The 24,828-nt window shown below is 51.6% G+C and carries 26 protein-coding genes; 9 read left to right on the top strand and 17 right to left on the bottom strand.

The window, feature by feature from the left end; all coding sequences use genetic code 11:
* Positions 1-29 precede the first annotated feature (29 nt).
* On the bottom strand, positions 30-1,109 hold the full coding sequence (gene alr, locus AC3ISQ_RS02015; RefSeq protein ID WP_489350316.1) for an alanine racemase: 1,080 nt from the start codon (positions 1,107-1,109) through the stop codon (positions 30-32).
* Positions 1,110-1,170: 61 nt separating this feature from the next.
* Complete coding sequence (dnaB, locus tag AC3ISQ_RS02010; RefSeq protein WP_489350315.1) at positions 1,171-2,586, bottom strand: replicative DNA helicase; 1,416 nt, start codon at positions 2,584-2,586, stop codon at positions 1,171-1,173.
* A 63-nt stretch (positions 2,587-2,649) separates the two neighbouring features.
* On the opposite strand from dnaB, the gene AC3ISQ_RS02005 reads away from it, so the two are divergent.
* Positions 2,650-3,633 carry a quinone oxidoreductase gene (locus AC3ISQ_RS02005; protein WP_489350314.1) on the top strand — a complete coding sequence of 328 codons (984 nt, stop codon included), beginning with the start codon at positions 2,650-2,652 and terminating at the stop codon, positions 3,631-3,633.
* A 41-nt stretch (positions 3,634-3,674) separates the two neighbouring features.
* On the opposite strand, the gene AC3ISQ_RS02000 is transcribed toward AC3ISQ_RS02005, so the two are convergent.
* Genes AC3ISQ_RS02000 through tamA form a run of 3 tightly spaced genes read right to left on the bottom strand, consistent with a single transcriptional unit; the run spans position 3,675 to position 9,576 of the window.
* Positions 3,675-4,022, bottom strand: coding sequence for a gamma-glutamylcyclotransferase family protein (locus AC3ISQ_RS02000; RefSeq protein WP_489350313.1), 348 nt, complete (start codon positions 4,020-4,022; stop codon positions 3,675-3,677).
* A gap of 2 nt (positions 4,023-4,024) precedes the next feature.
* Positions 4,025-7,834 carry an autotransporter assembly complex protein TamB gene (tamB, locus tag AC3ISQ_RS01995; protein ID WP_489353091.1) on the bottom strand — a complete coding sequence of 1,270 codons (3,810 nt, stop codon included), beginning with the start codon at positions 7,832-7,834 and terminating at the stop codon, positions 4,025-4,027.
* Between the two features lie 2 nt (positions 7,835-7,836).
* Entirely contained in the window at positions 7,837-9,576 is a 1,740-nt protein-coding gene (gene tamA / locus AC3ISQ_RS01990; RefSeq protein ID WP_489350312.1) for an autotransporter assembly complex protein TamA, read from the bottom strand.
* Positions 9,577-9,776: 200 nt separating this feature from the next.
* Between tamA and msrA the strand changes: the two genes are divergently transcribed.
* Both msrA and paeA read left to right on the top strand, forming a co-directional pair.
* Positions 9,777-10,418 carry a peptide-methionine (S)-S-oxide reductase MsrA gene (msrA, locus tag AC3ISQ_RS01985; RefSeq protein WP_489350311.1) on the top strand — a complete coding sequence of 214 codons (642 nt, stop codon included), beginning with the start codon at positions 9,777-9,779 and terminating at the stop codon, positions 10,416-10,418.
* A gap of 166 nt (positions 10,419-10,584) precedes the next feature.
* Entirely contained in the window at positions 10,585-11,919 is a 1,335-nt protein-coding gene (paeA, locus tag AC3ISQ_RS01980; protein WP_489350310.1) for a polyamine export protein PaeA, read from the top strand.
* 70 nt (positions 11,920-11,989) lie between these two features.
* Here paeA and AC3ISQ_RS01975 read toward each other — a convergent pair whose 3' ends face one another.
* Positions 11,990-12,193: a DUF1107 domain-containing protein gene (locus tag AC3ISQ_RS01975; RefSeq protein WP_489350309.1), complete on the bottom strand. Its 204-nt coding sequence runs from the start codon at positions 12,191-12,193 to the stop codon at positions 11,990-11,992.
* Between the two features lie 313 nt (positions 12,194-12,506).
* On the opposite strand from AC3ISQ_RS01975, the gene AC3ISQ_RS01970 reads away from it, so the two are divergent.
* Entirely contained in the window at positions 12,507-13,061 is a 555-nt protein-coding gene (locus AC3ISQ_RS01970) for a YtfJ family protein (RefSeq protein ID WP_489350308.1), read from the top strand.
* A gap of 2 nt (positions 13,062-13,063) precedes the next feature.
* On the opposite strand, the gene cysQ is transcribed toward AC3ISQ_RS01970, so the two are convergent.
* Entirely contained in the window at positions 13,064-13,804 is a 741-nt protein-coding gene (cysQ, locus tag AC3ISQ_RS01965) for a 3'(2'),5'-bisphosphate nucleotidase CysQ (protein ID WP_489350307.1), read from the bottom strand.
* 232 nt (positions 13,805-14,036) lie between these two features.
* On the opposite strand from cysQ, the gene AC3ISQ_RS01960 reads away from it, so the two are divergent.
* Positions 14,037-15,986: a bifunctional 2',3'-cyclic-nucleotide 2'-phosphodiesterase/3'-nucleotidase gene (locus tag AC3ISQ_RS01960; RefSeq protein ID WP_489350306.1), complete on the top strand. Its 1,950-nt coding sequence runs from the start codon at positions 14,037-14,039 to the stop codon at positions 15,984-15,986.
* Positions 15,987-16,043: 57 nt separating this feature from the next.
* Here AC3ISQ_RS01960 and bamJ read toward each other — a convergent pair whose 3' ends face one another.
* A complete protein-coding gene (gene bamJ / locus AC3ISQ_RS01955) occupies positions 16,044-16,664 on the bottom strand; it encodes a BamJ family beta-barrel-assembly machinery protein (RefSeq protein ID WP_489350305.1) in 621 nt (206 codons plus the stop codon).
* A 162-nt stretch (positions 16,665-16,826) separates the two neighbouring features.
* Here bamJ and AC3ISQ_RS01950 point away from each other — a divergent pair, with 162 nt between their 5' ends.
* On the top strand, positions 16,827-17,489 hold the full coding sequence (locus tag AC3ISQ_RS01950; RefSeq protein ID WP_489350304.1) for an OapA family protein: 663 nt from the start codon (positions 16,827-16,829) through the stop codon (positions 17,487-17,489).
* On the opposite strand, the gene AC3ISQ_RS01945 is transcribed toward AC3ISQ_RS01950, so the two are convergent.
* From AC3ISQ_RS01945 to rpsF, 5 genes are all read right to left on the bottom strand, one after another.
* A complete protein-coding gene (locus AC3ISQ_RS01945; RefSeq protein ID WP_489350303.1) occupies positions 17,486-17,845 on the bottom strand; it encodes a DUF488 domain-containing protein in 360 nt (119 codons plus the stop codon). The two genes, AC3ISQ_RS01950 and AC3ISQ_RS01945, sit on opposite strands and share 4 nt — an antisense overlap.
* A 103-nt stretch (positions 17,846-17,948) precedes the next feature.
* Positions 17,949-18,401, bottom strand: a complete 453-nt coding sequence (gene rplI, locus AC3ISQ_RS01940; RefSeq protein WP_076943051.1) for a 50S ribosomal protein L9 — start codon at positions 18,399-18,401, stop codon at positions 17,949-17,951.
* 39 nt (positions 18,402-18,440) lie between these two features.
* Positions 18,441-18,668 (bottom strand): 30S ribosomal protein S18, encoded by a 228-nt coding sequence (gene rpsR, locus AC3ISQ_RS01935; protein ID WP_000135199.1) that lies wholly within the window; start codon positions 18,666-18,668, stop codon positions 18,441-18,443.
* Between the two features lie 4 nt (positions 18,669-18,672).
* Positions 18,673-18,990 (bottom strand): primosomal replication protein N, encoded by a 318-nt coding sequence (priB, locus tag AC3ISQ_RS01930; RefSeq protein ID WP_489350302.1) that lies wholly within the window; start codon positions 18,988-18,990, stop codon positions 18,673-18,675.
* Between the two features lie 8 nt (positions 18,991-18,998).
* On the bottom strand, positions 18,999-19,394 hold the full coding sequence (gene rpsF / locus AC3ISQ_RS01925) for a 30S ribosomal protein S6 (RefSeq protein WP_489350301.1): 396 nt from the start codon (positions 19,392-19,394) through the stop codon (positions 18,999-19,001).
* Between the two features lie 454 nt (positions 19,395-19,848).
* Between rpsF and AC3ISQ_RS01920 the strand changes: the two genes are divergently transcribed.
* A complete protein-coding gene (locus tag AC3ISQ_RS01920) occupies positions 19,849-20,115 on the top strand; it encodes a YdgH/BhsA/McbA family protein (protein WP_489350300.1) in 267 nt (88 codons plus the stop codon).
* Between the two features lie 94 nt (positions 20,116-20,209).
* On the opposite strand, the gene yjfP is transcribed toward AC3ISQ_RS01920, so the two are convergent.
* The gene (gene yjfP, locus AC3ISQ_RS01915) at positions 20,210-20,962 is read right to left on the bottom strand and encodes an esterase (RefSeq protein ID WP_489350299.1); all 753 of its coding nucleotides are present in this window, start codon (positions 20,960-20,962) and stop codon (positions 20,210-20,212) included.
* A 147-nt stretch (positions 20,963-21,109) separates the two neighbouring features.
* On the opposite strand from yjfP, the gene bsmA reads away from it, so the two are divergent.
* Together bsmA and AC3ISQ_RS01905 are read left to right on the top strand one after the other, a co-directional pair.
* Positions 21,110-21,421 carry a biofilm peroxide resistance protein BsmA gene (gene bsmA / locus AC3ISQ_RS01910; protein ID WP_489353089.1) on the top strand — a complete coding sequence of 104 codons (312 nt, stop codon included), beginning with the start codon at positions 21,110-21,112 and terminating at the stop codon, positions 21,419-21,421.
* Positions 21,422-21,543: 122 nt separating this feature from the next.
* Entirely contained in the window at positions 21,544-21,819 is a 276-nt protein-coding gene (locus AC3ISQ_RS01905; RefSeq protein ID WP_489350298.1) for a YdgH/BhsA/McbA family protein, read from the top strand.
* On the opposite strand, the gene AC3ISQ_RS01900 is transcribed toward AC3ISQ_RS01905, so the two are convergent.
* The 3 genes from AC3ISQ_RS01900 to rlmB all read right to left on the bottom strand — a co-directional run bounded on the left by AC3ISQ_RS01900 (position 21,816) and on the right by rlmB (position 24,781).
* The gene (locus AC3ISQ_RS01900; RefSeq protein ID WP_489350297.1) at positions 21,816-22,214 is read right to left on the bottom strand and encodes a DUF350 domain-containing protein; all 399 of its coding nucleotides are present in this window, start codon (positions 22,212-22,214) and stop codon (positions 21,816-21,818) included. The two genes, AC3ISQ_RS01905 and AC3ISQ_RS01900, sit on opposite strands and share 4 nt — an antisense overlap.
* An 89-nt stretch (positions 22,215-22,303) precedes the next feature.
* Positions 22,304-23,932 (bottom strand): isovaleryl-CoA dehydrogenase, encoded by a 1,629-nt coding sequence (locus tag AC3ISQ_RS01895; RefSeq protein WP_489350296.1) that lies wholly within the window; start codon positions 23,930-23,932, stop codon positions 22,304-22,306.
* Between the two features lie 117 nt (positions 23,933-24,049).
* On the bottom strand, positions 24,050-24,781 hold the full coding sequence (gene rlmB / locus AC3ISQ_RS01890; protein ID WP_489350295.1) for a 23S rRNA (guanosine(2251)-2'-O)-methyltransferase RlmB: 732 nt from the start codon (positions 24,779-24,781) through the stop codon (positions 24,050-24,052).
* Positions 24,782-24,828: the final 47 nt, after the last annotated feature.

The following is a 24,828-nucleotide window of genomic DNA, read 5'->3' as shown; positions in this document are numbered from 1 at the left end:
AGGCGCGGGCTGATCCCGCGCCCAATAACCTATTCGCCGATGTATTCCATCGTAACGCGCTGCGTCAGCTTGGTAATCAGCTCATAAGCGATAATACCGGTACAGGCGGCGATGCGTTCCACGGGTAATTCTTTGCCCCACAGCACCACCTCATCACCGACTTTATCCGTCGCATCCGGTCCTAAATCGACAGAAATCATATCCATCGAGACTCGACCGACGATCGGCACTTCGCGACCATTCAGCCATACCGGGGTGCCCGAAGGCGCACTGCGCGGATAACCATCGCCATAACCCATCGCCACGACGCCAAGCCGAGTATTGCGCTCGCTCACCCAAGTGCCACCGTAACCGACGGCTTCACCCGCGCGGTGATCGCGTACGGCAATCAAGCTGGTTTTCAGCGTCATAGCCGGTTGTAGGTTGAAATGCTCGGCGTAAGGCTCCGCCAATGGCGATACGCCGTACATGATGATTCCGGGACGAACCCAATCACGATGGGCGTCTGGCCACAACAAAATACCGCCAGAAGCGGCAATGGATTTTTGCCCCGGTTTATCGTTGGCGAAACGGTCGAAACAGGTGATTTGTTGCGGCGTATAGTCGACTTCCGGCTCATCGGCGCGGCTGAAGTGACTCATGATGTTGACCGGCTGCGCCACGTTGCGACAGGCGCTCAAGCGTTGGTAAAACGCTTCTGCTTGTTCAGGACGAATACCTAACCGATGCATCCCGGTATCAATCTTCATCCACACCTGCACAGGGCGCGTCAGCTCTGCTTGCTCTAACGCTTCGAGTTGTTCGACGCTATGCACCGCGGTTTCGATATTGTTGACCACCAACACCGGTAGATCTTCTGCAGAGAAAAACCCTTCCAGTAACAAGATAGGTTTCACAATGCCGCCGGAGCGCAACATCAGCGCTTCACCAATACGTGCCACACCGTAACAGTCAGCATCTTGCAGAGTGTGCGCCGTTTCCAGCAGGCCATGGCCATAAGCGTTTGCTTTCACAACCGCAATCAAGCGGCTTTGCGGTGCCAAACGGCGCACCTGTTGCAGGTTGTGTCGCAGAGCGCGGCGGTCGATTACAGCGGTTGCCGCTTTCATTTCAATTCCTTAGAAGATTAGTGATTTACTCGTCGTCATGTTTTTATTCGTCATCATGCTTTTATTCGTCATCATACTGGGGCCCCGCATAATTATCGAAGCGTGACCACTGGCCGTTAAAGGTCAGGCGCACGCTACCGATCGGGCCGTTACGCTGCTTACCTAAAATAATTTCGGCAATCCCTTTCAGATCGCTGTTCTCGTGATAAACCTCGTCACGATAGATAAACATGATCAAGTCAGCATCCTGCTCAATGGAGCCGGACTCACGCAAGTCGGAGTTAACCGGGCGTTTATCAGCACGTTGCTCCAAACTACGGTTCAACTGCGACAGCGCGACGACGGGAACCTGTAACTCTTTCGCCAACGCTTTCAGCGAGCGAGAGATCTCGGCAATTTCCAAGGTACGGTTGTCGGACAACGCAGGCACCCGCATCAATTGCAGGTAGTCGATCATGATAAGGCTAAGGCCGTTGTGTTCACGGTAGATACGACGAGCGCGGGAGCGCACTTCCGTTGGCGTCAGACCGGAGGAATCATCAATGTACATGTTGCGTTTTTCCAGCAGGATACCCATGGTGCTGGAGATGCGCGCCCAATCCTCATCGTCAAGCTGACCGGTACGGATACGGGTTTGGTCAACGCGGGATAGCGACGCCAACATACGCATCATGATCTGTTCGCCGGGCATCTCCAGGCTGAAAATCAGCACCGGTTTTTCCTGCAACATCGCGGCGTTTTCGCACAGGTTCATGGCGAACGTGGTTTTACCCATCGACGGACGCGCTGCGACGATAATCAGATCCGACTTTTGTAAGCCTGCGGTTTTTTTGTTCAGATCCTGATAACCCGTATCGACGCCGGTCACACCGTCGTGCGGGGTCTGATACAGCGATTCAATACGCGAGACGGTAGCTTCCAAGATCTGATCGATACTTTTCGGCCCTTCGTCTTTATTGGCGCGGTTTTCGGCGATCTGAAATACACGCGATTCAGCCAGGTCGAGCAGATCTTCACTGCTGCGCCCTTGCGGATCGTAACCCGCATCGGCGATTTCGTTGGCGACGGCGATCATTTCACGCACTACCGCACGTTCACGCACGATGTCAGCATAAGCACCGATGTTCGCGGCACTTGGCGTATTTTTTGACAGTTCAGCGAGGTAGGCAAAACCTCCGACAGAATCCAGTTCACCCTTCTGTTCCAAAGATTCGGACAGAGTGATCAAGTCGATCGGTTTGCTCATTTCCAGCAGACGCTGCATCTCGGTAAAGATCAGACGATGCGGACGGCTAAAGAAGTCATTGCTGACGACGCGTTCTGACACGTTGTCCCAGCGCTCATTATCCAGCATCAAACCGCCCAACACGGATTGCTCCGCTTCCAGCGAATGCGGCGGCATTTTCAGCCCTTCCATCTGGCGATCGCGTGGAGTCTGAGTCTCATTGAATTTGTTGGTGGGTTTCTTTCCTGCCATAGTGGGAATGAATTACCTATTATGAAATAACAACGCCGCAGTATAACTGAAAAAGGAGAACCCATGGCTAAGCGAATTCAATTCTCCGCCACTGGCGGACCAGAAGTGCTGCAATACGTCGATTTTACACCGAATGAACCCGCCGCTGGCGAGGTGCAAGTGGAGAATAAAGCCATAGGTATCAATTATATCGATACCTATGTGCGCAGCGGCCTGTATGCCCCGGCCTCCTTCCCTAGCGGGTTGGGAACCGAAGCCGCGGGCGTAGTTTTGAAGGTCGGCGCCGGGGTTAGCGAAGTGAAACCGGGCGATCGCGTGGTCTATGCACAATCGGCATTAGGGGCGTACAGCGAGATCCACAACGTACCGCTAGAAAAAGTGGCTCTATTACCGCATAACCTGAGCTTTGAGCAGGGCGCAGCCTCGTTCCTCAAAGGACTGACAGTGCATTATCTATTACGTCAAACCTATGAGATTAAGCCGGGTGAAATTTTCCTGTTCCATGCCGCAGCTGGTGGCGTGGGATTGATCGCCTGCCAATGGGCGAAAGCGTTGGGTGCTAAGCTGATTGGTACCGTCGGTTCGGACGAAAAAGCAGCGCTGGCAAAACAGGCCGGTGCTTGGGCAACCATCAATTATCACCAAGAAGATATTGCTCAACGCGTGGCGGAATTGACCCACGGCGAAAAAGTCAGTGTGGTGTACGACTCGGTGGGGAAAAATACTTGGCAAGACTCGCTTAACTGCTTAAAACGCCGCGGTTTGATGGTCAGTTTCGGTAATGCTTCTGGCCCCGTCACCGGGATTGATTTGGCAGTGTTGAATCAGAAAGGTTCTCTGTATGTCACTCGCCCTTCGCTCAATGGCTACATTACCAACCGCAAAGAATTGCAGTTTGCTAGCAATGAGCTGTTCTCGCTGATTGGTAGCGGAGCAATAAAAATGACGGTAAAACCAGAACAGACGTTCGCGCTGGCGGACGCTCAACAAGCGCATCAGGTGTTAGAAAGCCGGAAAACCAGCGGTTCTAGCCTGTTAATTCCATAATGAAAAACAGCCAGTCAGTGGCTTAACTGACTGGCTGTTTTTTACTTTTCGTCAAACCGTTTCAGCCAGTCACCGCTTTTTATCCGCGGATAACCGTCCACACTGTGTTTATACAGGTAGATCCACGCACTACCATAAGGCGTCTGGATCAGTTCACGCTTATAGTCTTTGGTGTTGCTTTTCAGTTCGTCCAACTCTGCCAGAATAGATGAGTTAATACGATACACCTCACAATGTACCCTTCCCTCTCCAGGGATCGCCGCCGGGTAATGGCCCAGATCATAAATCTGATAGCCTTCGAGCTCATGCTCGCCGAGCCACTGGGCGTTAGTCATCCAATGGCTGTTTCCCTGTTTGCGTCGTAAACTGCCGTAGACAATTATTCGCATCGCTAAAACTCAAACTGATAGAGCAAATCGAGTGCCTGATCGATACCAGACACCGCTTCCAAATACAACTTAGGCATCAGGCGATAACGTAAAGTCAGCGTCGCCAGCGAGTCGAAAATACCCACCCCGTATTTTACTTGTAGGCCTGGGAGGACATAACCACTGACGACAACCTGTGAGCTGTCACCCACCCCTTGAGTATCAAGAGCCAGATTGCTTACGCCGAATGCCTCGCCGATTTTACCCACAAGTTGACCACTTTGTGCAACCCCTAACCCCACTAACATTGAAGTCATTGCGTTACCGTCGGCGCCGGAGCTATCCAGACCTTGCCCCCGAAGCAGATAAGACAACGCTTCCTGTTGCGACATACTCGGATCAGAAAACACTTCCAGCTTAGGTGCATCAGCCAACCCAGTGACTCGCACCCCAGCGGTAACATCGTTCTCAGTCGATTCAGGGTTACGAATCGCTTCCATATTCAACAACGGCTGATCCGGCGGGCCAGAGAACAGTAACTGGCCTTTACGCACGATCAAGTCTTGCCCATAAGCATGGAAACGCCCAGCCGGAATATCAATTTGACCGTTCAGCCCCAAGCCTTTCTTATCCTGTACCACTTTCAGATCGCCTTTCAGCTTGGCTTTCAGGCCAAAGGCGTCGATCCGCACATCATCACCCACGTGGATCATTAAGTTGCTGCTGATCGGGATCGAGGCAGTTTTGGGTTGAATCGGTTTCAGTTGGTCATTCAGCATCACTTCGTCAGACGATACCCCTACCGCACTTTCCGGCAGCTCCTGCACCGTGATTCGCGCCCAAGGAATATCAACCTTACCGTTCAGCGAGAATAACTGCGGTGTGGCTTCAAAGACCAGATCCGGTGAAACATCGAGACGTACCATCGGCGGAACCACCACCCGCAGCTTGTCACCCTTAGCGGCAATTTTCGCCCGCCAAGCGTTGAGATCGCTCCAATCGGCGTCCCCGGTCATGTTCAACTGCCCATGCTTGGTGCCGATCAAACCTTCCAACGTCGAATTCATACCGTTGAAGTTCACCACCAAGCGACCGTCAGTCATATCGAACGGCATCCAGCTACCGTCAATATCCAGCCGCTCTAACGCCAAACGCCCGTTCACTAATGGCCTTTGGGCGTTACCACTCAGGCGTAAGTTAGCGTTCAACATCCCCGCCGCTTTCTCACCCGGCATTAACACCGAATTGAGCAGTGCCAAGGAAATATTGGTGATATTGATATTACCGCTGATATTACGGCGCACTTCTGGATCGGTGACCTGAATATTGCCATCGAACTGACCGTTATTATTCAGTTTGATCAACCAATCAGCCTGAGCGCGTCCATTATTCAGGCCAGCGTTCAGGTTCAGAGTGTCAAAGGCAATCGGCAGCGCACCGCCTTGAACCTTCTGCACCACTTTCACCCCGTTCCCCACCAACGAGACTTTGGCCTGCGGCAACGCACCACCCGGTTTCCAACTCACATCGGCACGACCGGTGAACACACCGTTCAGCGTTGTGTCTGGGCCAAGGAAGGGTTTGATCATCTGCAAATCAAAGCGATTCAGCACCACACTCGCCTGACCGCTAGCACCGGCTTCGATGGTTTTCGGTACGCACAGTTCAGCATTCGGGTTCTGCCAGCAGTGTGGCCCAACGCTGATCTTTTGTTGAGTGTTCAGGTAATCCAACGCGATGGCACGAGTTAAACGCCATTCCCCGACCGGTGTATCAAAGCGAGTGTTGTTCAGGTTGCCACGCCAGCGCTGTTGTTGACGGTCAAAGCTGCCGGTTAACGCCAACTGACCGGAGACCGGCTTGCCATCAACCTTCAGTTGCAGTTGGTGTTGTTTCTCACTGCCTTTGGCATCCAGCGTCAGCAAGTTGACTTCCAACGCGTCTTGCTTCAATTGTTCTACGCGAACGTTAAGCTGCCCCTGAATCTGATCGCTAGAACGCACGTCACCATCAACTTTTACTCGGTTGATGTGAAGCGCCTGCCATTGCAGACCTGATGCGGTTAGGTCCGCCAACAATTGTGGCGCTTTCAGATTGCCGCGCAGTTTAAGCTGCCCTTTCGCCACGCCGCCTAAGCCCGGTAATGCGCCGTTTAGATGAGGAGCATCAATGTCGGCATCCAGATTCCAGCTCTTTTCATCCAACTGACCTTTTACGTTGAGCTTATTACGCCCTAACGCCAGATCGATACCTGGGATTTTCCATTGCCCTGCAGCATTGCCGCTCAAAGTACCGCGCGCAGAGACTTTGTTTTGTTTCACATTGCCGTCGAGTTGCAACACCGGCACCTGCACTTGCCAACTGCCGCCGTGTAAACTGCCACGCGTGGTGATTTTGCCGTCCAATTTCGCCGGCCATTCCGGCCACTGCTTGGCAGTATTGATACCGCTCAGCGTCAGCTGTGAGTTCCAACTGATAGCCTTGCTCCAATCCACCAGCGCGGTGAGATCGGTATTGCCCTGCAACGCTGCCAAACGCAGGCGATCCAGCTTGAACTGTTCGACATTACCTTTACCGTCCAGCGTCAGCACCGCCGGGGGCAGATCTTGCCCTTTGATATTGGCACGAGTCGAAAGCGCATAATCGGTGGCTTTGCCGTTAAAACGCAGGCGGAAATCATTCACCTGATACTGAGCTTTGCCGCTGAGTGGCCATTTCAACTGCTTGCTTTGCAGCGTTAACGCCAGCGGTAAGCCCACTTCGGCCAACTGGGTTTGAGCATCCAGTTGCGCGCTAACTGGGCCAGACAGATTGAGCGCAACGATCAATTCTTCGCGCAATCCGCCGCCCACGTTCAGCTTCACTTTCTCGCCTTTCAGCGGCTCGATGTTTAGCGTGCTGTTGGCAGTCAGTTTTACTGGCCAACTACCGTTCAACGTCGCCTGCCCTTGGGCTGCCAGCGTACCTTGTGGAGATTTAACGCTGAAGTTATCGAGTTGAATGTGCTGATCTTTGGTGCTGGCCTGCAACAACAAGTTGGTAATCAACACCTCGGTATCGCCAGTCAAACGCAACTGCTCACCGCTGATTTCCTTGACGGTAATATCCAACGGTAAGGTAATTTCCGGCAGATCTGGCAACAATGGCTTGGCGAACAGCTCTTTTAGCGTTTCACCCAGCGGTTTTTCTTCCGGCTTCGCGACTTCAGGTGCTTTGTCTCCGACCTTCTTAGTCACCGCCTCAACCGCTGGTTGCACCACTTCTGGCAACGGGTTTTGTGGCGTTTTCGGCAAGGCGATGAGCAGCGAACTAATTTTGGTCGGCAGTAATGTCAGTGCCCGTTCTTGCCATTCGGCACCGCTGCGGAATTCACCCAGCGAGATAGCGGTGTCATCGACGGTAACTCTGACGTTATTCAGTTGCAGCAAACGTAGACTGATGGGATACGGAGTACTGAGGTTGGTGGTCGGTTCGCTAGTTTCTACCGCCGGAGCGGATGGCGGCATCTCTTTGGTATTGACCACCACATCAACGTCTTGCGCCGTCAGCGCGTTGACACACAGCGAACTGCGCTTCAAACAGGCCAGATCGAGCGAAAGATGGAATTGCCCAGCATTTACCTTCACGCCCGGCATCTCATACTTCACGCCTTTTAGCGTCAGGTCACGCCAGCCGCCGGTCACGCTGGCAATATCCAACCCCGGCACCCAGCGCGCAGCGCTGTTGAGCACCAAATGCAGGCCGCTGGTGGTGCCGACTAAAAATGCCACACCGCCAATCAACAGCAACAACAGGACAAGGAACCCTAAACAAATCTTTTTGATCAGCTTCATGCTCATAGTTCAGGCCCCAAGCCGATATAGAACTGCACCCCGTGGGTGTCTTTATCCCCAACGGGCGCGGCAATATCCAGTTTGACTGGCCCTATCGGTGACTGCCAGCGCACACCGACACCCGCACCGGTTTTAAAATCACTTTGTGTGATGTCATTTACCGCTTCGCCGGAGTCGACAAACACCGCGCCCCACCACTTACCGGTCACGTTATATTGATATTCCAACGAGCCGGTCAGCATTTTCGAAGCACCGGTCAGTTTGCCGTCATCATCACGCGGCGAGATGCTTTTGTATTTGTAACCACGAATACTGCGATCGCCACCAGCAAAGAAACGCAGATCCGGCGGAATTTTGTCGAAATCGTTGGTTTCGATCCAACCGACCTGCCCACGCACCACAAAACGGTGTTTCTGTGCCAGAGTCCGGATCCAGACGTTCTGTGCCTGCATCAGCGCGAAATCAACGCCTGAGCCCCAAGTGGTATCAGACACATCCACGGAGTAACGTTGGGTATCGCCCCACGTCGGCATCAGGCCGCCGCGCGAACGGGTACGCGCCACGCTAACACCGGGATACAACAGCGTCGTGGTGTTAGTGACACTACCTTGGGTAAAGTGGTCAAAACGTCCGGTCAAGTTGATGGCATGTTGCCAGCCACTGGTGAGATCCCAGTTGCGCGATACCACCACTTTAGTACTGTCGGCCTTGGTATCGTTGAGATCTTCGCGTTTGAGCCCCCCCTGCACTAGGTAATATTGTTCTAGTGGGTTCTTCAGCAACGGGATCTTATAGGTGAAATCCAACTGTTGTTCAGGAGCAGAAATATAAGCGCTGGTTTCCAGACTATGACCGCGATCGTTCAACCACGGTTTTTTCCACGTGCCTTTAACGCGTGGCCCGACGTCAGTGGAGTAGCCCACCCCAGCTTCAACGGTGTTGCGGCTGCGCGGCGTTACCAGCGCATCCAGCGGCAAGGTTTTGTTCTCTTTCCCGTTTTTAAAATCAGGAGAAACCACCACTGAGTTAAACCAGTTGGTGGCGGATAAACGACGGTTCAGCTCGGCTAAGTCTTCCGAGCTGTAATAATCGCCCTGATGGAAAGGCACCAAATTTTGCAGGTAATCTTCGCGGATTTGCGAACCTTGGAATTTTACTTTGCCGAAGTGATAACGCTCGCCACTGTTAAAATCGATGTCCCAGTAGGCTTTGTGCTGTTCTTCTGCAACGCCAAGTTGGCTTTTGGTCATCTCGGCATCAAAATAACCCTTACGCAGCGCCAAGCCGCTCAAAGAACCTTTAAAACCATCGTATTGACCGTGATTAAGAACTTCACCTACGTTTGGACGCCCTTTTTTGACCAACGCCAAATAATCTTCATCGGTCTTGGCGCCCCCTTCCAGCGTAATATCCACGCCAGCGATGCGCACGGGCTTACCGGGTGTGACTTTGGCATGGAGAATCGGCCTGGCTAGTTTTGGATTACTGTCCAGAGTGAAATCGATGGTGGGCTCATAATAGCCCAAGGGGCGAAGCCCTTGACGGATCGCCTTAGCCACACGCGCACGAAAACGCCCATCGGGGCTGACTTCCTCTTCCCCAATCGACGATAAATTTGCCCGAACGTTTTTTTCCAGTTCCCCGTCCAAGCCTTCAACTTGCAAACGCACTTTTGTGGCTGCAAACGCCGACGGCGCGGCAAGTAGCGCACATAACACGCAAAGGGTACGATATCGCGACACTCGTTCTCCTTAAATTATTTTCTTTTTCCCGTAAGAACCTTTGCTCTGCTATCAGGGTTGTTCGTGTTAACGGCTTATTAAAATCTGTTAAATATATACATAAACTCAATATACGGCTTATTGTGATCAAAGATGCGTTCAGATACAACTAACAGCAAACCGTATAGGGTCAATTCTTACTGTGACAACAGGAGCCAGCCGTGGTGCCATTTTTTGATAAGAAACAAATTGTCGACCAAACTCATGCTTTACCGGGGCGCACCGAAGCGATGCCTGTTGCAACACTCAACATCGTCACCCAGCATTCGATGACGCAAGTTCCCACTGGCATGGAAGTCGCCATTTTCGCCATGGGCTGCTTCTGGGGCGTTGAACGTCTGTTCTGGCAACAAACTGGCGTTTATAGCACCGCTGCCGGCTACAGTGGCGGTTTTACACCCAATCCAACCTATCGTGAAGTGTGCAGCGGTCAGACCGGCCACACCGAAGTGGTACGCGTGGTGTTCGATCCAAGTGTCATCAATTATTCACAATTGTTGCAAGTATTCTGGGAAAATCACGATCCGGCTCAAGGGATGCGTCAAGGTGGCGATATCGGTAGTCAATATCGCTCAGCTATCTACTATTTATCACCAGAACAACGGGACGAGGCTGAGAAGAGTCTGAAAGCGTTCCAACAAGCAATGAATGTTGCTGGGGATAAACGTACCATCACTACCGAGATCGCCCCTGCGAGCCCGTTTTACTACGCAGAAGACGATCATCAGCAGTATTTACACAAAAATCCCGGTGGTTACTGCGGCCTCGGCGGTATTGGTGTTTGTCTGCCACCCCAAGGCTAAATTGCTAATTTTTAAGCGCTGGCAGCTTCCTACTGCCTGCTGCTATACTATGCAGGCTGCAAATGCGGCCTGATAGCTCCCTTTCTGGTTGTTATCACTACTTTTTTTACCATGTACCACCCTTCCTCAAGAGCGCCGTCATCCCGTCGGCACGAATGGATAGACTATGTTAAACAGTATTTTACTGATTCTTTTTCTGATCGCAGTGAGTGCGTTTTTCTCGCTTTCAGAAATTTCTTTGGCTGCGTCACGCAAAATTAAACTGAAGCTGATGGCTGACGAAGGTAACGTCAATGCCGCTAAAGTCCTTAAGCTACAAGAAACCCCAGGGTTGTTCTTTACCGTGGTGCAAATCGGCCTGAACGCCGTCGCCATCCTGGGTGGTATTGTCGGCGATGCCGCCTTCTCCCCTTCTTTCCAAGTCATTTTTGAGCGTTTCTTATCACCAGAAACGGCAGAGCAAGTCAGTTTCATCTGCTCATTTGCCTTGGTGACCAGCTTGTTCATCTTGTTTGCCGATTTAACCCCGAAGCGCATCGGTATGATTGCACCAGAGACGGTCGCCGTCCGGATCATCAACCCGATGCGTTTCTCGATCATGATTTTCCGTCCGTTGGTATGGTTCTTTAACGGTATGGCAAACCTGATCTTCCGCATGTTCAAACTGCCAATGGTACGTAAGGACGACATCACTTCCGACGATATTTATGCGGTTGTAGAAGCCGGAGCCTTGGCCGGGGTGCTGCGTAAGCAAGAACATGAACTGATTGAAAACGTGTTTGAACTGGAATCACGTACCGTACCGTCTTCAATGACATCGCGCGAAAGTGTGATTTATTTCGATCTGCGCGAGAGCGAAGAAAGCATTATCGAAAAAGTCTCAACGCATCCGCACTCCAAGTTCTTGGTGTGTGACGGTCATATCGACCAAGTGGTTGGCTACGTCGATTCCAAAGACCTGTTAAACCGTGTGTTGGGTAATCAGAGCTTGGTGTTGAGCAGCGGCGTACAGATTCGCTCGGCGCTGATCGTACCGGATACCCTGACACTCTCCGAAGCGCTGGAAAGTTTTAAAGCCGCTGGCGAAGACTTCGCAGTGATCCTCAACGAATATGCCTTGGTCGTCGGGATTATCACGCTGAACGATGTAATGACCACGCTGATGGGTGATTTGGTAGGTCAAGGCCAGGAAGAACAGATCGTCGCGCGTGATGAGAACTCATGGCTGATTGAGGGTGGTACGCCAATCGACGACGTGATGCGAGTATTGGACATCGACGAGTTCCCGCAGGCGGGCAACTACGAGACCATCGGCGGCTTTATGATGTATATGCTGCGTAAGATCCCGAAACGTACCGATTTCGTCAAATACGCGGGTTACAAGTTTGAGGTGGTCGATATCGACAGCTACAAGATTGACCAGTTGTTGGTCACGCGTCTGGTCGATAAACCGGTGACGATCATCCCACCGAAAGCGCCGGAAGAAAACACGCCAGCATAAAAATGATTACGTCTTAAAAACAACTACGGCTCCGTCTGTGGAGCCGTAATCACTATTGATTCCGCGAGTTTTACATCTCTGATTGTAGCAACAACACCTGGCGGTTTACTTCTGACATCACGCTAAAATGGCGCTTGTCACGAATCTTTGGCGTCAGGATCCTGCCTTGATCAAATTCAAATGCACCGACATCCTTGATATACAACCGTCCGCGAAACAGGGTTTTCACATACTTCGCCACTTTCAAAGGATTATAACGTTGGAAGATTCTCATTCTATTAGCTCTCCTCCCGGTGGACCAAACGCCCAGCGAGCCGCCAACCTGGTAGCTTGAAACAGCAGAGCGCAACTTGATTGCTAAGGTGTAGACCAAGTAAAGATCGCTTTGTTCATTTTTTCCTAGCTATCTTCACTGGCTTTACAATTTTTGACAGAATTGTATGTAATTGTTTTTATGTTTTGCAGTATATCCTTTCAAAATCAGTGGGATCAAAGCTAGAAATAGAAAGTGCGATCCAGCTAACAGGACAGACCTCTGATCACCACCTATGCTTTGCGTAGCACCTACCTTAGTTTCCGGAGAACGCATGAAAAAAACTCACCTGCTCATTGCCACATTGCTGCTGACTCCCCTTTTTGCCTCGGCACACAACTTCCAATTACAACAACGTGTCGCACCGATTGGCGTCAGTGATAAAGGGGAATTAAATTATGATAATGATAAGTTTAGCTACAAAAACTGGAATAGCGCGCAGCTAAGTGGAAAAGTGCGAGTGATCCAACATATTGCCGGTCGTTCATCGGCCAAAGAGCTGAACGCCCCGCTGATTGAAGCTATCAAGGCGGCTAAATTCCCGCATGACCAATATCAAACTACCACTATTGTGAATACCGACGATGCCATCGTTGGCACATCGATGTTCGTGCGTAACAGCATTGAAAGCAGCAAGAAAGAGTTCCCTTGGTCTCAGTTCGTAGTCGACAGTAACGGCAACGTGAAGAAAGCATGGGATTTACAACCGAAAAGCTCGGCGATTGTGGTATTGGATAAAGAAGGAAAGGTTCAGTTCGCGAAAGATGGCGCATTAACACCAGCAGAGGTGCAGCAGGTGATAGGCCAACTGCACCAATTGCTCAAGTAGCTCTAGAACAACGCCACCCGGAAGCCGGGGTTGAGGAAAGATTCACGTGGGGAGTACTCTAATTCTTTCCCATTCCAGTCGTGAATTTGCGCCCCGGCAGCCACCGCCACTGCATGCCCTGCGGCAGTATCCCAGATGTTAGTAGGTCCAAAGCGCGGGTATAACTGCGCTTTACCTTCCGCGACGAGGCAGAACTTCAGCGATGAACCGACAGAAACTGTCTGATGTTCTCCCAACTGTTTCAGATAATCTTTCATTTCATCGTCCATATGTGAACGACTCACCACCACCAGTGGCGGATGGGCGTTATGAACATGAATCTGCTGCCGTTCACCTTTCTCTTCTTTCCACGCCTTATCACGCTCTGCTAGATATAGCACGTCGAGCACCGGAGCATAAACCACGCCCATCACCGCTTTTCCGTCTTCAATCAGGGCGATATTCACCGTGAACTCCCCATTGCGATGCAGGAACTCTTTAGTACCATCGAGCGGATCAACCAACCAGTAACGGTTCCAGTTTTGACGAACCTCCCAAGCTGGTGGATCTTCTTCCGACAACAGCGGAATATCCGGCGTCAATTCCGCCAGCCCTTGTTTGATGATGTGATGTGCGGCCAAGTCAGCCGCGGTGACCGGCGAATCATCTTTTTTCTTTGCAGCATCAAGCGGTTGTTCGCCGTTATAGACCTGCATGATCGCCGCCCCCGCCTCGCGGGAGAGTTGGCAAATGTGCTCTAACATCGTACACCTCAGCTAGATTGCTCCGTGGGAAAACACTCCCTTCTCATAGCTAGCAGACTAGTTTTTTTTGAGCGGAATATCCATTCATCCTTATCGTTTCATCCTATCTTTCTGTGAACCACTACGCGTTACCTCGGCCAGTTTTCTGCCACACTTCACAGTTTGTTGATACAACAAATAGTAATTACATCAACCTCTGCGATAACACTCAAATAATGGAAGGAAGCCTCCCATGATAAAACCATTCACCTTGTCTGCCCTCGCTCTGTTGGTTTGTGCTTCCGCGCAGGCGGCAACGGTCGATTTGCGCGTGCTGGAAACTACCGATCTGCACAGCAATATGATGGACTTCGATTACTACAAAGATAAACCGACCGAAAAATTCGGCTTGGTGCGTACCGCAAGCTTGATCCAACAAGCACGCCAGCAAGTCACCAACAGCGTATTAGTGGATAACGGCGATTTGATCCAAGGCAGCCCGCTTGGCGACTATATGGCGGCCAAAGGATTGAAGACGGGGGAAATCCATCCGGTCTATAAGGCGATGAATACGCTGGATTATGTGGTCGGTAACATCGGTAATCATGAATTCAATTACGGTCTCGACTACCTGAAAACCGCTCTCACCGGTGCCAAGTTCCCCTACGTCAACGCCAACGTGATCGATGCTAAGACCCAAAAGCCGCTGTTTACGCCGTACATCATTGTCGATACGCCGGTCAAAGATCTCGATGGCAAATCGCATACCCTACGCATCGGTTATATCGGCTTTGTGCCACCGCAGATCCTCACTTGGGATAAGGCCAATCTGCAAGGCAAGGTAACAGTCAACGACATCACCGAAACCGCCAAGCGCTACGTGCCGGAAATGCGTCAGAAAGGTGCCGATCTGGTCATCGCCATTCCACACTCTGGCCTGTCTAGCGAGCCGTATAAAGCGATGGCCGAAAACTCGGTTTATTACCTCAGCCAAGTGCCGGGAATCAACGCCATCATGTTCGGCCATGCCCACGCGGTATTCCCAAGCAAAGACTTCGCCAATATCAAAGGGGGGGATATCGAGAAAGGTCTGTTAAATGGCATCCCTGCGGTGATGCCGGGACAATGGGGCGATCACCTTGGCGTAGTCGATTTACAACTGAACAACGACAGCGGCAGTTGGCAGGTCACCTCAGCGAAAGCCGAAGCTCGCCCGATCTACGATAAAGAGGCCAAAAAATCACTAGCGGCTGAAGATGCCAATTTGGTGAAGGTGCTGGCCGACGATCATAAAGGCACCCGTGAGTTTGTCAGCAAACCGATCGGCAAATCCGATGGCAATATGTATAGCTATCTGGCACTGGTTCAGGACGATCCCACCGTGCAGATCGTCAATAATGCGCAGAAGGCCTATGTAGAACACTATATCCAAGGCGATCCAGATCTGGCCGATTTACCGGTATTGTCTGCTGCTGCCCCGTTTAAAGTGGGGGGACGCAAAAACGATCCGGCCAGTTTTGTCGAAGTGGAAAAAGGCCAACTCACCTTCCGTAATGCAGCCGATCTTTATCTCTACCCGAATACCTTAGTGGTAGTGAAAGCCAGTGGGAAAGAAGTGAAGGAGTGGCTTGAATGTTCCGCCGGGCAGTTCAATCAGATCGACGTCAACAGCAGCAAGCCGCAAGAACTGATTAACTGGGAGGGTTTCCGTACCTACAACTTCGATGTGATCGACGGGGTGAACTATCAGATTGACGTTAGCCAGCCAGCACGTTACGACGGTGAATGTGCGCTGATCAACGACAAAGCCGAGCGCATCAAGAACCTAACCTTCCAAGGCAAACCTGTCGATCCTAATGCCACCTTCTTGGTTGCCACCAACAATTATCGCGCTTACGGCGGCAAGTTTGCGGGTACTGGCGATAAGCATATCGCTTTTGCCTCACCAGACGAAAACCGTTCGGTTCTGGCGGCTTACATTAGTGCGGAAACCAAGAAAAATGGTGCGGTAGATCCAAAGGCGGATAACAACTGGCGCTTAGCCACATTCAGCAGCAAGCAGCCGCTGGATATTCGTTTCGAAACCTCACCAAGTGATAAAGCCACCGCGTTTATCAAACAGTTCGCGCAATATCCGATGAAACCACAAGGCACTGATAGCATTGGTTTTGCGTTGTATCAGATCGATTTGCAAAATAAATAAGTCGTGCCAAAAAATTAGGGCACCCTCGTGGTGCCCTAAAATTCGAAAACCTGAGACTTACAGAATTTCCAGCAACTCGACGTCAAACACCAACGCGCTGAATGGCGGGATGGATGCACCAGCACCACGCTCGCCATAGGCCAGGTTGTGCGGGATATACAGCTGCCATTTGGAGCCAACAGGCATCAGAGTCAGCGCTTCGATCCAACCTGGGATCACGCCGCTGACCGGGAACTCTGCTGGCTGGCCGCGCTCTACTGAGCTATCAAACACATCACCGTTGATCAAACGGCCGGTGTAATGCACGCGCACACGATCCTGACGAGATGGGATCGTGCCATTACCTTCCTCCAGTACGGAGAATTGCAGACCAGACTCGGTCAGAGTCACTTCATCACGCTTGGCGTTCTCTTCCAGGAACTGCTGGCCTTCAACTGCCATCGCCTTCTGACGCTCAAGACGCACGGCATCCGCACGTTCGTGGATCTCACGCAGCGCACGGTGCACCACATCTACGGGTACCTCCGGGGCATTCCCTTCCAGCGCGTCACGCAAACCTGCCAGCAAAGCCTCCGGTAGCAAACCTTCCAGACCAGACTCTTGCAGTTGCTGTCCAACCTGTAAACCAATCCCGTAACTTGCTTGCGCTTCAACGCTATCAAAAGAAGGGGTTGTCATGGGGTATTCCTTTCGTCATTAAAAAGTCGAGAGCGCAGCATAACAGCGCCGGAAAGCTGGGTAAAATCTTGTATGGATAATGATGACTTTTGCCGCAGAAAAAGAAACAATAACCTTTAGTTAACACACCGTGGCACTTTAAGCAGTTGAAGAGAGGTCATCATGGGCAGAATCGCGCCCAGGAGAAGGAAAACCACCCGCATCTACCAGCCATTGCTACGTACCTGGCTGAATTTCAGCGAGCGCCTGAAACCTGGATCAACCCCAGACTCAACGGAAATGCCGGAAACATCGGAAGAACCGCAACCGCCGAAAAAAGATAAAGGACAAGGAATCAAAGTATTATTGCTGAAAATCTGGCATCTGCCGGACAGTTTCGATTGGATGGAGCCGCTGCCCTATTTACATCGCCGATGGGTGATTATTTTTGGGGTAACTTTATTGTTGGCACTGCTGTGGCCCTATTCTGACGATTCGCGCCAGCCTTCTGCCTCCGCCCAAGATAACGGTGCGCCGTTACAAGCTGAGTGGCAAGATAATGCTCCAGCACAACAGCAAAACACCAATGGGCAACGCTATCAGATCCAACCGGGTCAAACGTTGGCGCAGCTGTTCCGCGACAATAATCTACCGGTCAATGAAGTATTTGCCATGGCACAGGTGGAAGGTAGCAACAAACCACTTAGCAACTTGAAAGCCGGGCAGGAAGTTCGTATTGAACGCAGTGCTAATGGCACCATCAGCGCGCTTTCTGTCATCACTGCCAACGGTAGTCAGGTCACGTTCTATCGTCAGGCTGACGGCAGTTATCGTCGCGCGCCTTAATGCTTTAATTTCGCTAAAAGAAAGTCACGCAGTACAACGCTCTGGTTGTGCTGTGTGTCTCTGCTGCCGTATAGCAAGGTCAACGACTGCCCTTGTTGCAATAACCTCAACAGCGGCTGCCAAGCGTCGTTTTCAGCCAGTTGCTCACGGTAACGCAAGACAAACTCATCCCATTGGTCGGTATGCTGGTGAAACCACTGCCGTAACGCATTATCCGGCGCAACTTCTTTCAGCCATTGCACCCCTTCCAAGCGCTGTTTACTGACGCCGCGCGGCCAAAGCCTATCGGTCAGATAACAGTGTTCCGCCGCCGGGGCGGTAAAATCATAAACACGCTGTAAATGAATTTCGGCCATTTTCCTCTCCTTGAACTTTATTCAAAGAGTAACGCGTTTTCACTGGCGCAGAAAAGCAAAACGCCAGCACAAGGCTGGCGTTTTAACCGGATTACAAGAGCGATTAAGCTTCTGCAACCACAACTACATTCAGCTGTGCGAACACGTCGCTGTGTACCTGGAAGTGCACTTCGTGCTCACCAGTGGTACGCAGAACGCCATTCGGCAGACGAACTTCGCTCTTGGCAACTTCAACACCTGCCGCAGTCACTGCGTCAGCGATGTCGCGAGTACCGATAGAGCCGAACAGTTTACCTTCGTCGCCTGATTTAGACGCGATGGTGACTGAACCCAGTTCGTTGATCTTAGTTGCGCGAGCTTCAGCAGCAGCCAGAACGTCAGCCAATTTGGCTTCCAGTTCAGCACGGCGTGCTTCGAAGAACTCTACGTTTTTCTTGGTAGCAGGAACAGCTTTGCCCTGTGGTACCAGGAAGTTACGGGCATAGCCCGCTTTAACGCTAACTTGATCACCCAGGCTGCCCAGGTTTGCTACTTTATCAAGCAGAATAACTTGCATTACCTTATCCTCTCAAAGTCGTTAATGGACAGTGGCCGATTACTGATGACGATCAGTGTACGGCAACAAAGACAGGTAGCGCGCGCGCTTGATAGCACGGGCCAGCTGGCGCTGATATTTGGCACGAGTACCGGTAATACGGCTCGGGACAATTTTACCACTTTCAGTGATGTAGTTTTTCAGCGTAGCGATGTCTTTATAGTCAATCTCTTGAACGCCTTCCGCGGTGAAACGGCAGAACTTGCGACGACGGAAATAACGTGCCATTTGGCTAGTCTCCAGAATCTATCAATTCAATCTGCTCGGCATGCAGTACCAATTTACTCAGTCCGTTACGCCCTTGATGGCTGCTAACAAAACCTTGTACGCGGACCTGACTGCCGACCGTTAATCTTTGAGTTAAAGCTTGTGACTGTTGTCCGCTGACTACTATGGGCATTCGGCACCATGCTTGTCTGCTGAATCCGGCTTCCATCTGGGTTGATCTGTGCTCAAGCACAAATTGACAGTGGGGTATCCCGGAAGGACTCACTTTTCGCACCGGCGTCTTGCACACTGTGCCAGACAACACTAAGCGATTAGCCGTCACGACGGCGATTACTCTTCAGAATCCCCAGCATCTTCATCAGCGGTTTCGGCTGCGAAGTCATCACGGCGATCGCCACGACGTTCATCTTTAGCTTTAACCATTGGAGATGCTTCAGTTACCGCGTGCTTAACGCGCATAACCATGTTGCGGATAACGGCGTCGTTGAAGCGGAAGTTAGTTTCCAGCTCATCGATCGCTTCCTGCGGAGCTTCAACGTTCAGCAGAACGTAGTGAGCTTTGTGCAGTTTGTTGATCGGATAAGCCAGCTGACGGCGGCCCCAGTCTTCCAGACGGTGAATCTGACCCGCAGCGTTAGTGATTACAGCACTGTAACGCTCGATCATGCCCGGAACCTGTTCGCTTTGGTCAGGATGGACCATAAAAACGATTTCGTAATGACGCATCGAATTGCTCCTTACGGATTATTCAGCCTCCTGTCAGGGTCAGCCGTGGCCCATGGAAGCAAGGAACGTGATTTTTGTACGGCTGAAAAATGACGCGTAATCATACTGGCGTGGCGTGGGAAACTCAAGGTATGAGTGGGATTTATTATCGGAGTGTGCACCAGCAACGGAAATAGCACGATTTGTTACCTAGCGAAACTATGTACGCAGATCCATTAGTTTGAAAAATCTTTCAATGAAATCATCATTGATAGGTAAATCTTTGTCATTTTTTTTGAATTAAACCTTCAATCATGCCTACTTTTTAATCTTACCAGAGAGGCTAGAATTACTGTCATACGCCGCAGACAGCGCGGTGGAAAGACTTAAAACTTATTCAATGCAAATAAATAACTTTTTGCTTGATTGGCTCCAGCTGTCAGGCCGTTGAAGCAAAAGGTTAAGTGAGGCAATTATGAAACGCATTACCATCGCTACCGCCGCCGCTTTACTGTTTTCTGCCAACGTGATGGCGGCCACCGAAATCAATGCCGATCAGGCTACGCAGCGCCAAAGCATCAGAACCGTCTCTTTGACTCAAAACTTTGTTTCACCAGATGATGCGGTGAGCACAGTCAACCAAATTGCTGATAAACATGGCGCAACCGCCTATCGCATCATCGCTCTGCATGAGCCAGGCAGCACCAATAACACCCATGTCACTGCGGTTTTGTACAAATAAACCCGCGACACCAGGGAAATGAGCCGTGTTAAAAAGCGGTAGTTAAGAATGGTGAAGTCGTACCCGCCCCCTGAGTTTTCAGGGGGCTTTTTTTTCACAGCGAACGTTGGAAAAATTCAGAAGTGCTGGACAACGCCAATGGCGTGATGCGGTGTTTAACTCCCGGTTCGGTGAAGAAAGTCAGTGAGTTATCTAAGTCATGCTGGCGCAGTTCACTGGCTAGGCGCTGGCTTTGCGTTGCAGGTACTACGTCGTCGGCGTCGCCATGCCACAACAACAATGGCCGCTTGGCGAACCTTTCCAACTGGTTCTCGACCGCGTAATCAGCCAATGGCGCGATACGCTCGGAAAAACTCGCCGTATCTAAAGGTTTGCCTTGTTCGTCTAATGGCGGAAAGAGCGTTTCAGCCAAACTGGTGAAATATCCCGCGCCCATCAGGCTTGCCGCCGCCTTAATCCACGGGTAACGCGTCATGGCGCCTAATGTCGTCATACCGCCCATTGAAGCACCAGCCACGCCAATACGCTCGTCGGCGATTAAACCACGTTGTTGGAAACGCTCCTTGATAGCCGGCAGCTCATCGATATTGCGTTGTAGGATCTCCCAAAAGCTCGCTAACCGCCGCTGATCGTTACCATCAAAACGTTCGCCATGCATCGGAGCATCGGGTAAAACCACGCGAAATCCGGCTTTCGCCAGTGAATAAGCAAAATAGGCGTATACCTCCTTCGAAGAGGTATAACCGTGATAGAAGAATATCGTCGGTAACGGTTTGTCATGCTGCCCTGCTGGCACCGCATGGATCACCGCGATATCACCTACCCACTCGTCATAGATTTCAATCATCCGTCGTTCCCCATTCCCATCACTTTGCCCCATCATGACAAAGACTCGCCAAAAGTCTTAGCTCAATTTGTTCCACTTTATATGTTTAAATGCTGGCGAATTATTGCGTTACACTGAAAAGATTCGAGCGGACTTTCCGAGGTCATGATGAAATTAGCCCGTAGCGTCAGCGCCATTGCCCTGACAGCCCTACTTGCTGGGTGTAGCGCTCTGCAAACCACGCCACAACCGCCACCCGCGCCGATTGTCGGTAAAGCGCAAGAAATCACGCGCGCACAAACCTATGGTCTAGAAAAACTGGCGACCACCAGCGCTTGGGCACGCGGCAGCCCGATGGATGTAGAAGCCGAGATCCAGAGAAAAGCCACAGCCAGTGGCGCACGCTATTACATGATTATTATGAATAGCGAGACGGTTATTCCCGGCCAATGGTATTCGCAGGCGATCCTGTATCGTTAATCCACGAATTTTTAAGCAAATTTACATTGGTTTGGTACTGGTTTACGTTGGTTATTGCACACTGAAGATCAGCATGCCGCATTTTGCGGCTTTCCAATCAGGATCTGACGAAGGGGAACGCCATGAAACGCTCCGCCGTGCTCACCTCCCTCTTGCTCTCTGTGGGATTGCTCAGTACCAGCGCCCAATCAGCAGAATTGGCACCCGCCGATCGCGTAACGCCGCTCAGTGAAATCGCAGAGATTACGCTCAATGACTTACCTACCTGTCCTCAAGAAGTAGAACAGGTTATCGCCCGCAAAGCCGATGAACACGGTGCCAGCTATTACCGCATATTGTGGATGGAAGAACAGGCACATCAGCCCGGCTGGCGCGCCTCGGCAATACTTTATCTTTAATAGCTCATGCAGGCCGCATTCAACACGCCACCGCTGATGGAAACGCCTCCGAGGAAAATCCCAGCGGCTAAATGGTTGGATTCGATTTTATCGCTAATGCGCGGCATATAGAGCTTCACAACGGTAAACAGCAGTAGCTGTACCACCAACGCCACCACGCCCCACAGCAGATAATCCAGCAGACTGATCGAGTTAATCGCCGCGCTAGCCAATGGGATCACATATCCAAGGCAAGCACCAACAAAAGCGAAGGCGGCAGAATGGTTGTCGGCCTTAATCAACGCCCACTCGTCATGTGCAGTGATGCGGGTATAGACAAACAGAAACACCAGAATCATGGCGAAGCCACTGAAGAAATAAGAGGCGAATGCCGTCAATGCACTGAGAATATCCATGTCGTGTTTATCCAGGTTAGAGTTTGAATTCCCTTACGGGGTACGTGCTGAATTAAAAAGGTTTTTTCGCACTAGCGCCACTATTTTCCCTAGTCGCCAATAGCGCGATTCAACAAAGTATCGCATACCGCCTCAGAGAAAACGCTTTCACCACGGTGATCCAGAGTCAGATGACACCAAGCTTCGGCAATCGGCGGACTGGCATATTGCAACAGTTGCGCCGCACAACACAAATCAAACAATTGTTGAGTTAATAACCGTCCCATTTCCTCGTGCGGTTGGCGCATCCGCTGTTGCCATTGTCGCCAAGCGTGATCGAACAACCGATTCTGGCCACGCACCGGTTGCAGTTCATGCTGTAACAATTCCATCGCTCCCGGTAATTTGTGCAATGTGCGCAGGACATCCAAACACATGATGTTGCCCGAACCTTCCCAGATGCTGTTGACTGGTACTTCCCGATATAAGCGCGGCAGCTCGCTGTCTTCGCAATAACCTATACCCCCCAAGACCTCCATCGCTTCGGCGATAAAAGGGGCGCCTTGACGACAAATGCTGTATTTGGCCGCAGGAGTCAGCAAGCGGCTGTAAACCCGTTCACCCTCGCTATGGTTTCCCTCCCAGGCTCGCGCTAAGCGGAACAGCAACGCAGTATGCCCTTCCAAACGCAGTGCCATACGCGCTAATACCTGACGCATCAGCGGTTGTTCAATCAGCGTTTTACCAAATGCCTGCCGTTGCATGGCATGGTAGAGCGCGACAGACAGACCACGACGCATCAGGCCATGACTGCCGAGGGCACAATCAAAGCGCGTCAAACCGCCCATCTTGAGGATTTGTCGCACACCGTCGCCTTCGTCACCCAGCAGCCAAGCGCTAGCATCTTGAAACTCCACTTCGCTGCTAGCGTTAGAGCGATTGCCCAGTTTATCTTTTAAACGCTCCAGTCGAACCGCATTGCGCGTGCCGTCCGGTAAAATACGCGGTAGGAAGAAGCAAGATAACCCACCGTCGGTTTGCGCCAGTACCAAGTGCGCATCGCTTTGCGGGACTGAGAAAAACCACTTATGCCCCACCAACCGATACTGTTCACCGTCGCCCCGCCCGACTATCGGCGTCGCGGTGGTGGTGTTGCTCAATACGTCCGAACCGCCCTGTTTCTCCGTCATCCCCATGCCGATCAGTAAGCCACGCTTTTGTGCTCCGGGTGAAAGATGGGCGTCGTAGCGATCAGACAGCAGCGGTGTTAACCAAGAATGAAACTCTTTGGGCAAAGAACGTTGTAGCAGCGGGATCGCGCCGAATGTCATGGTGATGGGGCAAAGGGTACCGGCTTCAACCTGCGCATGTAACACGAAACGCGCTGCACGAGCGGCAAAGGAGCCAATACGCGACTCTTCTTGCCACGGCAAATTATGTACTCGGTTAGCCACCAGCCCTTGCATCAAAATGTGCCAAGCGGGATGAAAGCGCACGTCATCCAAGCGTTGCCCGGTCGCGTCATAACGCAGCAGCTCCGGCGGATTGGCGTTGGCAAGCCGCCCCAACTCCAGCGACTCTTGCGTCCCCAGCTGCTGCCCAAGGGATGCGAGCACTTCGCTATCCCAGCCCGCTTGTTCGCGCTGCACCGCTTCGCGCAGTGGGGTATCGGAAAGAAAAAGATTACTGTTGCCTAAGGGTTTAGGCTGATTGAAAACGGTGTGAGTATTCCAGTTCATCGACATACTCCCTGATTACGGAATCAGAGATAATTATGGTCAACAACAGGATTTCTGCCGTCAGTGAGATCACAAGAAAAGATATTTCAGGGCACCGGGCGGTACCCTGAATAAAAATTAACTACGTTGACGCACCGCTTCGAACAGGCAAATACCGGTCGCAACAGAAACGTTGAGTGATGAAACCGTACCCGCCATCGGGATGCTGATCAGTTCATCACAGTGTTCGCGGGTCAGACGGCGCATACCTTCACCCTCTGCGCCCATGACCAGCGCCATCGAGCCGGTCATTTTGCTTTGATACAAGGTGTGGTCGGCCTCACCCGCCGTGCCGACAATCCACACATTCATTTCTTGCAGCAAACGCAGCGTGCGCGCCAAGTTAGTCACACGAATCAACGGCACGTTTTCAGCTGCGCCACAGGCGACTTTCTTCGCCGTGGCGTTCAACTGGGCAGAACGATCGCGCGGGACGATCACCGCATGAACACCGGCTGCATCGGCGCTACGCAGGCAAGCACCGAGGTTGTGTGGATCGGTTACGCCGTCCAATACCAATAGGAATGGCGTAGCAACGCTTTCAAGCAGCGCTGGCAAATCGTTTTCCTGATACTGACGCCCTTCGCGCACCCTGGCGATAATACCCTGATGCACCGCACCTTCGGCCTTCTCATCCAGCCATTGGCGGTTCGCCACTTGGATCACGATGCCCGTGGCTTCCAACTCGGCGATCAGCGGTTGCAGGCGACGATCGTCACGCCCTTTGAGGATAAACACTTCCAAAAAGCGTTGTGGATCGCGATCTAACAGGGCTTTGACCGCGTGAATGCCGTAAATAATTTCGCTCATGATGCTCTTTTTGCTGTACGGCGGGTCTAGACCCGCCGGGGATAGGT

The organism is Serratia sp. KH_031 (genome assembly GCF_057839655.1).
This window is presented reverse-complemented; position numbering and strand designations above follow the sequence as displayed.